Source organism: Halococcus morrhuae DSM 1307 (assembly GCF_000336695.1).
In the GTDB taxonomy this organism is placed as follows: Archaea; Halobacteriota; Halobacteria; order Halobacteriales; family Halococcaceae; genus Halococcus; species Halococcus morrhuae.
Genome location: NZ_AOMC01000154.1, coordinates 1 through 13,509, shown reverse-complemented (window position 1 = coordinate 13,509; position 13,509 = coordinate 1). Strand labels below are relative to the sequence as shown.

Genomic DNA, 13,509 nt, shown 5'->3' with positions numbered 1-13,509 from the left:
TCTCGCGGATCGCGGCGAACGACCCGCGGAAACACACATCGGGCGAATCACGGCGCGAGCGCGCCCGAAACGGGAAGGACACGCTCAAGGGCCTCCCGTTCCAACCATCCGTGATGGCACAGGCAGGACGTGAGGAGCAGCCGCCGGGCATCGGCGACGGACGGCTGGTGAGTCGCACCCGCGAGATCGACGACTGCTCGTTCCGTGCGTTCCTCTCGGCGCAGTCGGCCCCGCGGGTCGCGTGGGCGACACCCGATGGGCTCGAACTCGTCGGCGGCGGCGCGGCGGCGGTCGTCCGCGCGGAAGGCGATGATCGCTTCGATACACTCCGTGCGGACGCCGCAACGCTGTTCGACGACGTCGATGCCGACGGCCCGCCCGCCGCCCGTCCGCGCCTTCTCGGCGGGCTCGCCTTCGAGGCCGACCACACGCCCGCCCCGCCGTGGGAGGGGTTTCCGGCGGCGCTGTTCGTCCTGCCGCGCGTCCAGCTCACGCGTGCGAACGATCGCACGTGGCTGAGCGTCGCGTCCTACGACACCGACGCCACCTCCGAGAGCGTCGCCGAGCGTCTCGACACCGTCCACGAGACGATCGCCGACCTGCCGATGTTGCGCCCGAGCGGGCAGCGACCGGGGATCGCTACCACCCGCCGACTGACCACCAACGCCGAGTGGACCGAAAGCGTCGAGCGCGCCATCGTGTCGATCCGGAATGGCGATCTCCGCAAGGTCGTCCTCGCCACCGCGCTCGACGTGACGCTCGATGCGCCGATCGACGTTCCCGATACGCTCGAACGGTTCCGACGGACCTATCCCGAATGCTATCGATTTCTCGTCCAACCGACCGACGAGCGGGGGTTCTTCGGCCCACCGCCGGAGCGCCTCGTCAGGATGGATGGCGACCACGTCGCCACCGAGGCGCTCGCGGGCTCGGTCGAGCGTGGCGACACGCCCGAAGAGGACGCCGAACTCGCGCGTTCGCTCGAAGCAAGCGACAAACTCGGCCACGAGCAGGCGCTCGTCACCGACACCATCCGCGAACGCCTCGCCCCGTTCGGCACCGTCTGCGTCGGCGAGCGCGGGATCAAGCGCCTTTCGAACATCCAGCACCTCCGAACGCCGATCACGGCGACGCTCGACGACGACACCCACGTTCTCGATCTCGTCGAGGCGCTCCATCCGACGCCGGCAGTCGGCGGTCTCCCGCCCGAACGCGCCCGGTCGGTGATCCGCGAGACGGAGCCGTTCGACCGTGGCTGGTATGCCTCTCCAGTCGGCTGGTTCGACGCCGCCGGCGACGGCGAGTTCGTCGTCGGCATCCGATCGGCGGTCGCCAGCGGCGACGACGCGACGCTGTTCGCGGGCGACGGCATCGTCGGCGACTCGGACCCCGACGAGGAGTGGGCCGAGCTCGGGCCGAAGTTCCAGCCGGTGCTCGACGAACTCGACGAATGAACCGGGACTCACGCTGGCCGAACCGGAACACGCTCTGGGCCGAGGTCTTCGTTTCCGAACTCGTGGCCCAAGGCGTTTCCACGGTCTGTATCGCTCCCGGCAGCCGCTCGACGCCGCTGACGGTCGCCTTCGCCGAACATCCCGAAATCGACGTCCTCTCCCATCTCGACGAGCGCTCGATGGGCTTTTTCGCACTCGGGCGTGCCAAACGTACTGGGGAGCCCGTCCCCGTTCTCTCGACGTCCGGCACCGCGACCGCGAACTTCCATCCTGCCGTCATCGAGGCAAACCAGGCGCGCGTCCCGCTTCTGGTGTTGACCGCCGATCGCCCGCCGGAACTGCGTGACAGCGGCGCGAACCAGACGATCGATCAGCAGAAGCTGTACGGGTCGGCGGTCCGCTGGTATCACGAGCTGCCCGAACCCGAGGCGAACGGTCGCAAACTCCGCTCGCTGCGGGTGACGATCGCCCGCGCGCTCGCCGCCAGCACCGGCACGCCGCCCGGGCCCGTCCATCTGAACGTCCCGTTCCGAAAACCACTCGAACCTACCCCCGTACCGGGTGACGTACCCGACGACATCGCCGATACGGAGCCGCTCGGTGCGACGGGACGCGACGGGCCGTTCGTCCACACCGCACAGGGTCGTTCCGTGCTCGACGATTCCACGGTCGATCGGGTCGCTGACGCGCTCGCGACCGAACGCGGTCTCGTCGTCGCCGGTCCGAGCACGACCCTCGACGCGTCGGCGATCGCCGCCCTCGCCGAGGCGACCGGCTTTCCGGTCTGTGCCGATCCGCTGTCGGGGCTGCGCTTCGGCCCACACCGTGCCGACGCCCTCGTCTGTGGCGGCTACGACTCCTATCTCGATGCGGACGCGTGGCCCACGCCGGAGGTCGTGATCCGTATGGGCGCATCGCCGACATCGAAGGTTCTCAGGCAGTATCTCCGTCGTTCGATCCGCGAGTCGGATACCCGCCAGTTCGTCGTCGATCCCGCCGGCGAGTGGCGCGAGGCGACCTTCGTGGCGAGCGACCTGCTCGTCGCCGACCCGAACCGGCTCGCGCGCACACTCGCGGAGAACGTCGAGATGAGCGCGAGCAACGAGTGGCGTGATCGCTTCGCCGCGGCCGAGCGACGTTACTGGCGACTCGTGGACGACGCGAGTAGTGAAGAATTCTTCGAGGGCACGGTCCTGAGAGACGTCTTCGCCGACGCCCCCGATCCCGCGACGGTGTTCCTCTCGAACTCGATGCCCGTCCGCGACGCCGACCGCTTCGGTGAACCGCGCGACGCCGGGCTCACCGTGTTGGGCAATCGCGGTGCGAGCGGCATCGACGGCGTTCTCTCCTCGGGACTGGGTGCCGGCAGCGCGACCGACGAGCCGCTCGTCGTCGTCATCGGCGACGTGGCCTACTACCACGACATGAACGGCCTGCTCGCGCTCTCGCGCTGCGACGTCGACGCCACGATCGTCCTCCTCAACAACGACGGCGGCGGCATCTTCCGACTGCTCCCGATCGCCGAGTTCGACTCGGTGTTCGAACAGTTCGCCACTCCCCATGGACTCGACTTCGCACCCACAGGAGAGCTGTACGGGTTCGAGTTCGTCCGCGCCGACGGTCGCGAGTCGTTCCGCGATGCCTACCGAGCATCGCTCGACAGCGCCGGCACGCAGGTCATCGAGATCCCGTTCGACGCCGAACGGAGCCACCGCTTTCGTGACGACCTCCAGAAACGCGTTCTCGACGAATTCGACGAGAAATAATCTCAGGCCGCCGCGGCGGTCCGGTCGCTTGCCGTCTCGGTACCGAGTCGCCGTTGAGCCAGCCCGAGCAGTCCGTCGAGCGTGATCGCCAGCAGCGCGCCCGGGATCGCACCGGCGAGCAGCTGCGTGGTGCTGAACAGTTTGATGCCGCCGATGACCCAGACGCCGAGCCCGCCGCCGCCGATGAAGAAGGCCAGATAGGCCGAGCCGACGTTGAGCACGACGCTCGTGCGGATGCCGGCGAAGATCACGGGGAGAGCGAGCGGCAGGCGGACTTTCCGGAGGATCTCCCAGTCGGTCATCCCCATCCCGCGGGCGGCGTCGACGGTACTGTCGCTGACGCTCTCGATGCCCGCGATCGTGTTCGTGAGAATCGGCAACAGCGAGTAGGCGAACAGACCGACGACCGAGGGGAGAAAGCCCAGTCCGAGTATCGGGAAGGCGAGCGCGATGACCGCGAGCGTCGGCACCGTCTGGGCGACGTTACCGAACCCGGAGACGATCGAGTTCACCCGATCGTTGCGCGTCGCGGCGATTCCCAGGGGGACGGCGACGATGATCGCGAGCGCCTCCGAGACGAACACGAGCGTGAGATGCTCGCGCAGCAGCTCGAAGAACCGAGCCGAATTCGCCAGCAGATACGCCCACGTCTCCGCGAGCAGGCTGATGAGATCGCTCATTCGCTCGTCGCCTCGATCTCGTCGGCGTGATAGCCCCTGATGTCCTCCTCGGTGACGACGCCGATGACCGTGGCGTCCTCGACGACCGGCAGCGCCCGCACGCCGGCCTGGATACACCGCGAGAGCGCGACCTGTGCGCTATCGGTCGGCGTGACCGGGATGAGCTCGCCGCCGTCGGCCATCACGGTGTCGGCGGGGTCGAACGCATCGACGACGTCGCGGTGTTCGTCGGGCACCTCCGTCCGCATGATCTCGCTGACCTGAAGCACGCGCAGCTGTTTCAGCGTACGATCCGGCCCGATGAAGTCCTCGACGAACTTCGTCGCCGGCGCTTCGAGCATCGCCGCCGGCGTGTCGTACTGGACGAGCTCGCCGTCGTTCATCATGGCGATCTTGTCGCCCATCTTCAACGCCTCGTTGATGTCGTGGGTGACGAAGATGATCGTCGTCTCGATCTCCTCCTGGATATCGAGGAACTCGTCCTGGAGGTTCTCGCGGGTGATGGGGTCGAGCGCGCCGAACGGCTCGTCCATCAACATTACGTCGGGACCGGCCGCGAGCGCGCGGGCGACGCCGACGCGCTGCTGTTGGCCGCCCGAGAGCTCGCCCGGATAGCTCTCCCGATACTCCTCCGGCGGCAGCCCCATCAGATCGAGCAGTTCGTCCACCCGTTCGTCGGTGCGATCGTCGTCCCAGCCCTTGAGCTCGGGCACCGTGGCGACGTTCTCGGCGATCGTCATGTGGTCGAACAGTCCGATATCCTGGATGACGTAGCCGATCTGCCGGCGGAGTTCGGTCGCCGGCAGCTCTTGGATGTCGGTCCCGTCGTAGTAGACCGTCCCCTCGGTCGGCTCTTCGAGGCGGTTGACCAGCTGCATCGTCGTCGTCTTCCCGCAGCCGGAGGGACCCACGAGGACCGTGGTCGTCCCTTCCTCGACCTCGAAGCTGAGACCGTTGACCGCTTGCGTGCCATCGCTGTACTGTTTGTGAACGTTGTCGAACTGAATCATTGGAACTGGGTGCGGATCGCGTCGAACAGCCGCGTCGTGTAGGTCGGTTCGAGGTCCTCGCCGTTACGCAGGCGGAGACCACGTTCGGTCACGGCAAACAGGTAATCGAACGCCAGCGCGAGCACCGAGACTGCCACCGTGGCGACGACGATCATCGCCGTGTTGCCCTGATTGATGCCGTAGAAGATGAAAAAGCCGAGTCCGGGGCCGCCGATGAACGCGCCGATGGCCGCAAGTCCCACCAGCAAGACGACCGCGTTTCTGACGCCGGCCATCACCACGGGCAAGGCTACAGGGAGGCGGACGCGCCAGAGGCGTTCGAACCGGGTCATCCCGAGGCCCGTGCCGGCTTCGACGGCGGCGGGGTCGACCCCCGTGACGCCGAGGTAGGTGTTTCTGATGACCGGCAGCTGTGAGTACGCCACCAACGCGACGATCACCGGCGGCGTCCCGATACCCAAGATGGGGACGAGCATCCCGAAGAAGGCGATCGAGGGGATCGTGAGCAACACGCTGGCGATCCAGAGCACGACCGTCGCCGCGCGTTCGTTGTAGCTGATGGCGATACCGAGGACGATCGCGATCGGCAACGCGATCACCAGCGTCTCGATCGCGAGGACGATGTGCTCGCCGAACAGCCGCAACAGACGATCACTGTTGTCGGCCGTGAACTGGACGAGCGAATCGAAAAACGAAACGATGCCGCTCATATCAACCCCTCCGAGCGAAGATACTGCCGCGCGACCTTCTGTGGGTCTTTCTTTTCGATCTGCACCTTCTTGTTGAGCCGAACGATCTTCTCGTAGGTCAGCGTCGGCCCGATGGCGTTCAGCGGTTCGCGGATCTGGGGTTTCCGTTCGACGATGTCGTTGGTGATCGGTGCCGGGTTGTACGTCGGGAAGAAGCTCTTGTCGTCTTCGAGAACCTTCAGGTCGTACTGGCGGAGCTGTGGGTTCGTGGTGAACCCCATCCCGATCGTAGCCTGTGTACTATTGATTATCTGGTAGGTGAGCGACGAGCTGGCGGTACGGGTGTCGAGATTCGAGGCGGCCTTCTCGAACCCGTACCGTTTGACCATTCCCGGCCAGCCATCATCGCGTTGGGAGAACGATATGCCGAGCACGACCGGCCCGCTCAGCTGGTTGTTCTTGACGTATTTTGCGAAATCGCTGATGGTTTTCACGCCCGTTTTCTCCATCCACTTCGGTTCGGCGATGAGGGCGTAGGTGTTGTTGAACGGGGCCGGATTCAGCATCGTCAGTCCGTAGTTGCGCTGCATCGACTGCTTGACCTTCCGGTAGAGTTTCCTCGGTTTTGAGATGATCTTGTCCCGTTTCGGCGGGAAGAGCGCCCACGCCGTCCCGGTGTACAGCCAGAACAGATCGGTCTCGTCGCTTCTGACCGCCCGGAAGTTCATCGGGTCCCCACCGAGGGAGGTCTCGTCGACCACGGAGAGGTCGGTGTTCTTCCGGAGCGATTCGATGGCCATGTAGCTCAACAGGACCCCCTCCGGGAACCGCTGTGAACTCACCGTCACGGCATCGGTGTCGGCACCGAGAACGGCCGTACAGCCCGCTGTCGCGCCCATGCCGGCCGTCGCGGCGGTCGCGCCGCCGTATTTGAGAAAGTCGCGTCGTGTGGTCACGTTCTATCCTCCCCGATCCGTCTCGACAGCGCCCGTGCGCTGGATGGACGGTTCTCTGAGTCGCTTGAGTGCATCAAGTGCTGCATCGCTGTGGCGCTGAGATAACACGGAGTCGGACACTTAATCTCTGGGCTTGCCAGTGCGCATGCGTGCCACACGAACGCGTGTTGCCGAACAACGCAGGCAATGACGATGCGCCACGAATCGGTCGACCGCTCACGTAACGTTACCGCCGCCACCGCCCGACTACCAAGGTTTTTCGCTCATCCGGGCACAGTGTGAGTATGGTTTCGGCACTGTTCGATCCCGACCGTTGGCGCTCGATCGATCGGTTCGACTTCGCGGACATCACCTATCACCGGGCCACCGATTCGGGAGCCGTCCGCATCGCCTTCGATCGCCCCGCGGTACGCAACGCCTTTCGCCCCAAAACCGTCGACGAGCTCGCGACGGCGCTCGACCACGCCAAACGCCAGACCGACGTCGGCTGCGTGCTGCTGACCGGCAACGGCCCCTCGCCGAAGGACGACGGCTGGGCCTTCTGCTCGGGCGGCGATCAGTCGGTCCGTGGCGGCTCCGGCTACGAATACGACGGCGACGAGGGTGACAGCGAGAACACCGGCCGGCTCCACATCCTCGAAGTCCAGCGCGCGATCCGCCACCTCCCGAAACCCGTCGTCGCGGTCGTCCCCGGCTGGGCGGTCGGCGGTGGCCACTCCCTTCACGTCGTCTGCGATCTCACCATCGCCAGCCGGGAGCACGCGAAGTTCCTCCAGACCGATCCCGATGTCGCGAGCTTCGACAGCGGCTTCGGCTCCGCCTACCTCGCCAAACAGATCGGTCAGAAGAAGGCTCGCGAGGTGTTCTTTCTCGGGAAGACCTACGACGCCGACGAGGCCGCCGAGATGGGCATGGTCAACGAGGCGGTCCCGCATGACGAGCTCGAATCCACGGCTCTGGACTGGGCCGACCGGATCAACGGCAAATCGCCGACGGCCATCCGCATGCTCAAATACGGTTTCAACGCTACCGACGACGGCATGGTCGGTCAGCAGGTCTTCGCCGGCGAAGCCACCCGGCTGGCCTACATGACCGACGAAGCACAAGAAGGACGCGAAGCGTTCATGGACGGCCGCGACCCCGAGTTCGAGGACGTTCCCTGGTATTATTGAACCACCACTTTTTGCTGCGAGGGGTCGCGCTCGCTCCCTCCGGTCGCTCGCTTGACCCCCGCTTGCAAAAACCTGGACCAAAAACTGCCGCTCGTTCCCTCGCTACGCTCGGTCACTCACGGCGAACCGCGCTCGCTGCGCTCGCGCGGATGCTACCACTCTCCGCCTCCGCACCGCCGAAGCCCTCGGGGCGCTCGTTTCACTCGCGTGCTCGCGGGTCGCTGCGCTCCCCGCTCGCAGTCGCGGTGCTCACTCCGTTCGCACCTGACGCCCCTCGCCATTCATCCACCAGGAGAGCAAGCTCTCCTGAGCCTCAGCTCGCGTCGCTTGCCGAGACGCCAGGCGAATCGAGGGGCTGCTCGCTCGCCTGCGGCTCGCTCGCGGCATTTTTGCAAGCATACTGACGTGGCGGCTTCAGGAGAGATCGGCTTCGAGCACGAAATCCGGTTCGCCACTCACCGCGACGCGGGCGGCCGCGGCGTCCGAAACGTGCCGTGGCGTCTCGGGGATCAGCACTCGCGTGCGGTCGGCATCCAATTCGGCGGCATCAGCGCTGATCGCATCGAACAGCGCCCGTGCGGCGTCGAGATTGTCCCATGCACCGACGCCGTACTCGGCCCAGTGCTCGCGTTCGCCGTCCTGCTCGCGCTCGTAGTCGCGCACCCGGTGGGCCATCCCCCGGATGCCATCGGCCCCCTGGACGGCGAACACACGCGTTTCGTCGGCCGCCCGACGCAAACGCTCGCGGGTGAGCTCCGAGACGGCCCATGATTCGTTTCTGTCGAGAACGAGGCCGTCCAGAGCGTCCCGTGCCGCCGAGCGCTGCCAGTAGCCCCAGGCATCGTCCGGTGCGTCGGTCACGTCGTAGCCCGGTTTCTTTCCACTGTGATTCGGCTCGGGTTCGGGATGCGCCCAGCGGAACTCCGTCCGTGGATCGAACCCGGCGGCACGCGACCCGCCCAGTCCGGCCACGTTCCACGAGAAAACCATGTTCCGGCAGAGGCTCGCCCCGTGCTCACGCGCCCACGCGAACAGCGCGTCGTTCAGTTTCGTGCTGAGGCCCGCGCCGCGGTAGTCGGGGTTGACGCGCATCCCCTGGGCCCACGCCTCGTGGCCGGAGAGCAGCACGCCCTGGCAGATGCCCGCGATGTCGTCGCTGGCGTCGGCGACGAACGTCCGCTGGCGATCGCCGTCGCTCGCGACCCACTCGTGATAGACGTCCGGGATGTAGTCGCTCGCCTCGCGATCGGCCCACGTCCCGCGGGTGAACTCCACGACCGCCTCGTAATCCTCCCGGCGAGCCTGGCGGATGTGAATACCCGTACTCACTGCATACGACCTCCGTCGACGAGACTCTCGGCGGGCACCGACCGCTCGGTGCACTCGCCGGCCATCGACGTGCCCATCGTCTTGGCAACCTCGTCTTCGTTCGCCAGCGCCCACATCAGTTTCACCTTCGCGGTGCCGGGCAGGGTGTCCTCGGCCTCGACGACGCCCGCATCGAGCAGATCGCGCCCGGTGTCGTAGACCCGGTCACAGACCCGCCCCGAGAGACACTGACTCGTCATCACGACCGTCGTCCCCTGGTCGATCAGCTCCTCGATCCGCGGTATCCAGTCGGTGTGGACGTGCCCCAATCCCGTGCCTTCGAGGACGAGTCCGGCACTGTCCTCGGCAACATCGAGGAACTGCTCGCTCGTGCCGGGCGTGAACTTCACCAGTTCGACATCGGTTTCGAGGTTCGGCGCGATGGCGAGGTCAACTGCGCCACGCTCGCGGTGCTCCTCGTGGAATTTTACCTCTCCGTTCTCGTAGTCGACGTGACCGAGCGGCGTCCCGTCGACGGTCGCGAAGGCGTCACGGCGCGAGGTGTGGTTCTTCCGCACACGGGTCCCCCGGTGAAGCGCACACCGGTCGTCGGAATCGCTCGCGTGCATGCAGACCATGACCTCGGCACAGTCGCTTTTGGCCGCTTCGACCGCACAGACGGCGTTCATCACGTTGTCCGACGAGGGGCGATCGGCCGAGCGCTGGCTCCCCGTAAAGACCACCGGCACCGGAGTATCGAGCATGAACGCGAGCGCGCTCGCCGAGAACTGCATCGTGTCCGTGCCGTGCATCACGACCACGCCGTCGGCACCCGCCTCGATCTCCTCGTGGACCGCCTGGGCCAGCTCCTGCCAGACATCGGGCGTCATGTTCTCCGAGAGGATGTTCGCCACGACCCGTCCGCGGTAGTTCGCCCGCCCCGCGAGATCGGGCACCGCCTGGAGCACGTCCTCGGCGTCGAACCGCGCCGTCACGGCTCCCGTACGATAATCGACCGTCGAGGCGATCGTGCCACCCGTCGAAACGAGCGCGATCGTCGGCAACTCTTCGTCGAACGCCACCTGTGAGGACTCGCTCGCGTCCGCACCGCCGACGTCGTGGACGGCCGCCTCGACGACCTCCAACTCGGCCCCCTCTCTGTCGATACCGACGTTGTAGCCGCCGTCGAGTTTGAGTACGGCGCGCTCCGCGGTCGTGGCGGGCATGAGAACCCCCTCGTGGGTCCGTCCCTCGCGCGTGAGACGGACGCGATCGCCCGGATTCATACCTCGACTACCGCCCTCGCGGACTTCAATTCGTCCTTCCGCCGATCGCACCGCTGAACCGCATGCCGATATATAAATATCCCCGTCGAGCTGGCAGGGGCTTCATGGGCCGGTGGTGCGTAGCCCGCACGAGATGTCGGGGACCGAACCGTCGATGCAGATCGACACCGACGCACGAACGTACCGCTACTACCGTCACGCCGTCGAGAAACACTGGGATCCCCACGAGATAGATCTCGCAGACGACCGTGCTGCGCTGGCCGATCTCGACGAGGTCGGTTTCGAGGGGCTCAAGCGTGCGCTCGCGCTGTTCGGCGCTGGCGAGGACGCCGTCGCCGAGGACCTCGCGCCGCTGTCGGTCGTCCTTGACGATTTCGAGGATCAGCTGTTCATTACGACCCAACTCTACGAGGAGGCAAAACACGCGGACTTCTTCGATCGGTACTGGCGTGAGGTCATTCATCCGGCCGAGGACGACCGCGGTGCGGAGCGCAGCTCGCCGGCCGACGAACGGTGGTTCTCCGACGAGTACGACGAACTGTTCGAGCGCAACGAGCGCGCGATGGCACGGCTGCTCGACGACGACACGCCGGAAAACCGTGCGAAGGCGTACTCACATTACCACATGACCGTCGAGGGAATTCTCGCTCAAACTGGCTACTACGGACTCACTCGCCAGTTCGACACTGACAGCTATCCCGACGTGCCGCATCTGCCGGGGCTCGTCGAGGGGCTCACCTCGATTCGCAGCGACGAAGGTCGCCACGTCGGCTTCGGCATGGCGAAACTCAAGGAGCTCGTCGAGAGCGAGCGGGTCGATGCGTCGGTCATCGAGGACACCGTCGGCGAGCTGCTCCCGCTGGTGCAGGCGTCGATCCCCGACTACGAGAGCGACGAACCCGGTATCGAGCCGAACGAACTCGTCGAATACGCCACCAGCAAACACGGCCAGCGCATGCAACAGATCACCGCCGCGAGCGATGCCATCCCCGATGTCGACGAACTGACCGCGCTCGGCGACTGAGGGGTCACGATCGAACCGATCGACAGGGAAAGGTCCATGTCGTTCGGGGCACACGTTCCCGTATGGCCGACCGCGCCGGCGAACAAACGACGACCCGCGACACCGACGAGCTGCTCGCGGAGGTCGAGACCACGGCCGAGGCGGTCGACGACGAACCGCCGACGGCGAGCGACGGGCCGACGCTGCGCGAGCGAGCGGGCGACGTCTTCTCGGTGCGAACGTTCGTCGTCGCGCTCGCGCTCACCGCCGTCGGCGTCGCTCTCGGTGGCCTCGTGCCGATCCTCGGCGCGATACTCAGATACGTCGGCGTCTTTTTTGCAACCTTTACACTCGGCGCGGCGAGCGAGCGCCGCCACTACGTCGAAGCCGGCCTGGCGGGTGCGCTCGTGCCCGCTCTCGGCACGCTACTCGATTACTTCGCACTGACGATCGGCGGAGTCGGGGCTCCGGTCATCGCGGTCGCTGCCGGCGTCGGACTGCTCGCCGGACTCGTCGGGCACTACTTCGGGCGCGATCTACGCGACGGGCTGACGCGCGAACTGTAAACCGTCCATCGGCTGCAATCATCTCCCTCACGGCTTCTACGGAATCACCTGAAGATCCGACCCCTTTACTGCAATGTAGAACGAGCCGAGGGCGAGCAGCGATACTGCGACAGCAGCCGCGGGAGTTTCGAGAATGAATGGAACCGTTCCTGCAGTCATGAGCCCGACTCCTGCCCAGCCGATCCTCGAAAGCAAACTGCTCATTACTGAGTCTTACGCATTCAAATATATAATTCGTATGAAATAGTGCCCAGCTGCTACCCGAACGCGGGTTGCTCAATATAGTGTCCGGCCGCGCGATCGACGAGACCGTTCGCCATCGGCGGATCGAATGCATCTTCAACACCAATGACCGTCTTTCGTAAGACTCGCGAGTAATTCACTTTCCGCGTGCAAACCGGCTGGCTCCATCGTGGCCGTGGGACAGCCTCAATGGCCCGTAACCTCCAGTCCGACGACGCCAGCGACGATGAGACCGATGAACCCGAAGCGGGCGATGCTCGAGGCCTCGTCGAACAAAACGACGCCCAGAATGGCTGTCAGGGCGGCTCCAATGCCCGTCCAGACGGCGTAGGCCGTTCCGATCGGGAGCGACTGTACGGCTCTGGCCAGCAACACGACGCTGATGGCCATCGAAATCACCGTCGCGACGCTGGGGACGAGTTTCGTGAAGCCGTCCGAGAGTTCGAGGCCGAGTGCCCAGCCGGTTTCGAAGACCGCTGCAACGACGAGGTACAGCCACGCTGAGACCATCATAGAGGCATGCGAACCCGGGCGCATAGCGGTTGCGAAATCGGATCCATCGATTTGGATCGGGAGAACTGATTGCTCTCGATAACCGCCAGTCTCCTGCTTGCAGACTCTCACCACCGATTCGTCATTCGACGGTCCACTGTCCGCCCTCACGACGGATGGACTGTTCGTCGCTAGTACAACGGAGAGTTGATTTAGCTCGTCGTAGATATCGCGTCAGTATTCATTTCGTCTGGCTCAGGCGGCGAGGATTCACCCCTTGAGAAGTGACCGAACGCTGCACCAGCGAATACACTGACGATAACAGGCAGTGAGACGGTAGCAAATAGGCGTAGAACGATCACGGTCGTCACAAGAACAGTGAAAGCGCTGAAATTTCCGAGAATGAAGGCTCCAAACCCTACTATCCATAGCACAATGAACGGAACCGTCGTTCCGGCGACGACTGCACCACAGAACTGCCGATACTCGTTGCTGAGATCGAGTTGTCGGCTCACGGAATAACCGAATCCGATCGCGAGGACTACCATCAGCAGCGCTCCGATGACATCTATCCCATAGTTGTACAGTGTTGCTGTCCCTCCAATCGTTCCGAACGTGGGTAGCCAGCCCGGGAGCCCCTGCTCGAACAGGCTACCTAGAAGAATCCCTGGTACAATCTTGATGACCGCACTGATGACTCCAATAACCCCAGCAAGTACAGCAATACGTTTGCTCTCCATAACAGAACTACCGTTCCTTCTGTAATAAATCCTAGTAACGGTTTTATCTAAAAGACAGGCGCAAAACCCCTCCCTCAAGGAGCGCCGGGCGTCCGATTGCATCGGACGCACAAGCGAGTAGGGAGGGGATACGCGCCGTAAGCT

Annotated in this window: 14 protein-coding genes; 5 read left to right on the top strand and 9 right to left on the bottom strand. The window is 64.9% G+C overall.

The window, feature by feature from the left end; translation table 11 throughout:
• Nucleotides 1-113 precede the first annotated feature (113 nt).
• Nucleotides 114-1,454 (top strand): isochorismate synthase, encoded by a 1,341-nt coding sequence (locus tag C448_RS13890; protein ID WP_004055680.1) that lies wholly within the window; start codon nt 114-116, stop codon nt 1,452-1,454.
• Nucleotides 1,451-3,220: a 2-succinyl-5-enolpyruvyl-6-hydroxy-3-cyclohexene-1-carboxylic-acid synthase gene (gene menD, locus C448_RS13885; RefSeq protein ID WP_004055678.1), complete on the top strand. Its 1,770-nt coding sequence runs from the start codon at nt 1,451-1,453 to the stop codon at nt 3,218-3,220. The genes C448_RS13890 and menD overlap by 4 nt, the downstream gene beginning before the upstream one ends.
• Before the next feature lie 2 nt (nt 3,221-3,222).
• Here menD and C448_RS13880 read toward each other — a convergent pair whose 3' ends face one another.
• Genes C448_RS13880 through C448_RS13865 form a run of 4 tightly spaced genes read right to left on the bottom strand, consistent with a single transcriptional unit; the run spans nt 3,223 to nt 6,555 of the window.
• Nucleotides 3,223-3,900, bottom strand: coding sequence for an ABC transporter permease (locus C448_RS13880; RefSeq protein WP_004055676.1), 678 nt, complete (start codon nt 3,898-3,900; stop codon nt 3,223-3,225).
• Entirely contained in the window at nt 3,897-4,910 is a 1,014-nt protein-coding gene (locus C448_RS13875) for an ABC transporter ATP-binding protein (protein WP_004055674.1), read from the bottom strand. The genes C448_RS13880 and C448_RS13875 overlap by 4 nt, the downstream gene beginning before the upstream one ends.
• Nucleotides 4,907-5,620 carry an ABC transporter permease gene (locus C448_RS13870; protein ID WP_004055672.1) on the bottom strand — a complete coding sequence of 238 codons (714 nt, stop codon included), beginning with the start codon at nt 5,618-5,620 and terminating at the stop codon, nt 4,907-4,909. Before C448_RS13870 ends, C448_RS13875 begins: the two co-directional genes overlap by 4 nt.
• A complete protein-coding gene (locus C448_RS13865) occupies nt 5,617-6,555 on the bottom strand; it encodes a glycine betaine ABC transporter substrate-binding protein (protein ID WP_004055670.1) in 939 nt (312 codons plus the stop codon). The genes C448_RS13870 and C448_RS13865 overlap by 4 nt, the downstream gene beginning before the upstream one ends.
• A 284-nt stretch (nt 6,556-6,839) precedes the next feature.
• On the opposite strand from C448_RS13865, the gene C448_RS13860 reads away from it, so the two are divergent.
• Nucleotides 6,840-7,727, top strand: a complete 888-nt coding sequence (locus tag C448_RS13860; RefSeq protein WP_004055669.1) for a 1,4-dihydroxy-2-naphthoyl-CoA synthase — start codon at nt 6,840-6,842, stop codon at nt 7,725-7,727.
• A 414-nt stretch (nt 7,728-8,141) separates the two neighbouring features.
• On the opposite strand, the gene C448_RS13855 is transcribed toward C448_RS13860, so the two are convergent.
• Entirely contained in the window at nt 8,142-9,056 is a 915-nt protein-coding gene (locus C448_RS13855) for a GNAT family N-acetyltransferase (protein WP_004055666.1), read from the bottom strand.
• Entirely contained in the window at nt 9,053-10,321 is a 1,269-nt protein-coding gene (gene gatD / locus C448_RS13850; RefSeq protein WP_004055664.1) for a Glu-tRNA(Gln) amidotransferase subunit GatD, read from the bottom strand. Before gatD ends, C448_RS13855 begins: the two co-directional genes overlap by 4 nt.
• A gap of 133 nt (nt 10,322-10,454) precedes the next feature.
• Here gatD and C448_RS13845 point away from each other — a divergent pair, with 133 nt between their 5' ends.
• Entirely contained in the window at nt 10,455-11,345 is an 891-nt protein-coding gene (locus C448_RS13845; protein WP_004055663.1) for a ribonucleotide-diphosphate reductase subunit beta, read from the top strand.
• 62 nt (nt 11,346-11,407) lie between these two features.
• Nucleotides 11,408-11,890: a hypothetical protein gene (locus C448_RS13840; protein ID WP_004055662.1), complete on the top strand. Its 483-nt coding sequence runs from the start codon at nt 11,408-11,410 to the stop codon at nt 11,888-11,890.
• A gap of 36 nt (nt 11,891-11,926) precedes the next feature.
• Here C448_RS13840 and C448_RS16195 read toward each other — a convergent pair whose 3' ends face one another.
• The 3 genes from C448_RS16195 to C448_RS13830 all read right to left on the bottom strand — a co-directional run bounded on the left by C448_RS16195 (nt 11,927) and on the right by C448_RS13830 (nt 13,365).
• A complete protein-coding gene (locus tag C448_RS16195; protein WP_160162795.1) occupies nt 11,927-12,094 on the bottom strand; it encodes a hypothetical protein in 168 nt (55 codons plus the stop codon).
• Between the two features lie 225 nt (nt 12,095-12,319).
• Nucleotides 12,320-12,643, bottom strand: a complete 324-nt coding sequence (locus C448_RS13835) for a DMT family transporter (RefSeq protein WP_049916355.1) — start codon at nt 12,641-12,643, stop codon at nt 12,320-12,322.
• A gap of 194 nt (nt 12,644-12,837) precedes the next feature.
• On the bottom strand, nt 12,838-13,365 hold the full coding sequence (locus tag C448_RS13830; protein ID WP_004055658.1) for a hypothetical protein: 528 nt from the start codon (nt 13,363-13,365) through the stop codon (nt 12,838-12,840).
• Between the last annotated feature and the right edge of the window lie 144 nt (nt 13,366-13,509).

Bases quoted from the DNA above. Each gene is read 5' to 3' on its own strand.
- C448_RS13890 (WP_004055680.1), top strand. From the start codon at position 114: ATGGCACAGGCAGGACGTGAGGAGCAGCCGCCGGGCATCGGCGACGGA.
- C448_RS13830 (WP_004055658.1), bottom strand. From the start codon at position 13,365: ATGGAGAGCAAACGTATTGCTGTACTTGCTGGGGTTATTGGAGTCATC.
- C448_RS13875 (WP_004055674.1), bottom strand. From the start codon at position 4,910: ATGATTCAGTTCGACAACGTTCACAAACAGTACAGCGATGGCACGCAA.
- C448_RS13860 (WP_004055669.1), top strand. From the start codon at position 6,840: ATGGTTTCGGCACTGTTCGATCCCGACCGTTGGCGCTCGATCGATCGG.
- C448_RS13870 (WP_004055672.1), bottom strand. From the start codon at position 5,620: ATGAGCGGCATCGTTTCGTTTTTCGATTCGCTCGTCCAGTTCACGGCC.
- C448_RS13880 (WP_004055676.1), bottom strand. From the start codon at position 3,900: ATGAGCGATCTCATCAGCCTGCTCGCGGAGACGTGGGCGTATCTGCTG.
- C448_RS13835 (WP_049916355.1), bottom strand. From the start codon at position 12,643: ATGGTCTCAGCGTGGCTGTACCTCGTCGTTGCAGCGGTCTTCGAAACC.
- C448_RS13845 (WP_004055663.1), top strand. From the start codon at position 10,455: ATGTCGGGGACCGAACCGTCGATGCAGATCGACACCGACGCACGAACG.
- gatD (WP_004055664.1), bottom strand. From the start codon at position 10,321: ATGAATCCGGGCGATCGCGTCCGTCTCACGCGCGAGGGACGGACCCAC.
- C448_RS16195 (WP_160162795.1), bottom strand. From the start codon at position 12,094: ATGAGCAGTTTGCTTTCGAGGATCGGCTGGGCAGGAGTCGGGCTCATG.
- C448_RS13840 (WP_004055662.1), top strand. From the start codon at position 11,408: ATGGCCGACCGCGCCGGCGAACAAACGACGACCCGCGACACCGACGAG.
- menD (WP_004055678.1), top strand. From the start codon at position 1,451: ATGAACCGGGACTCACGCTGGCCGAACCGGAACACGCTCTGGGCCGAG.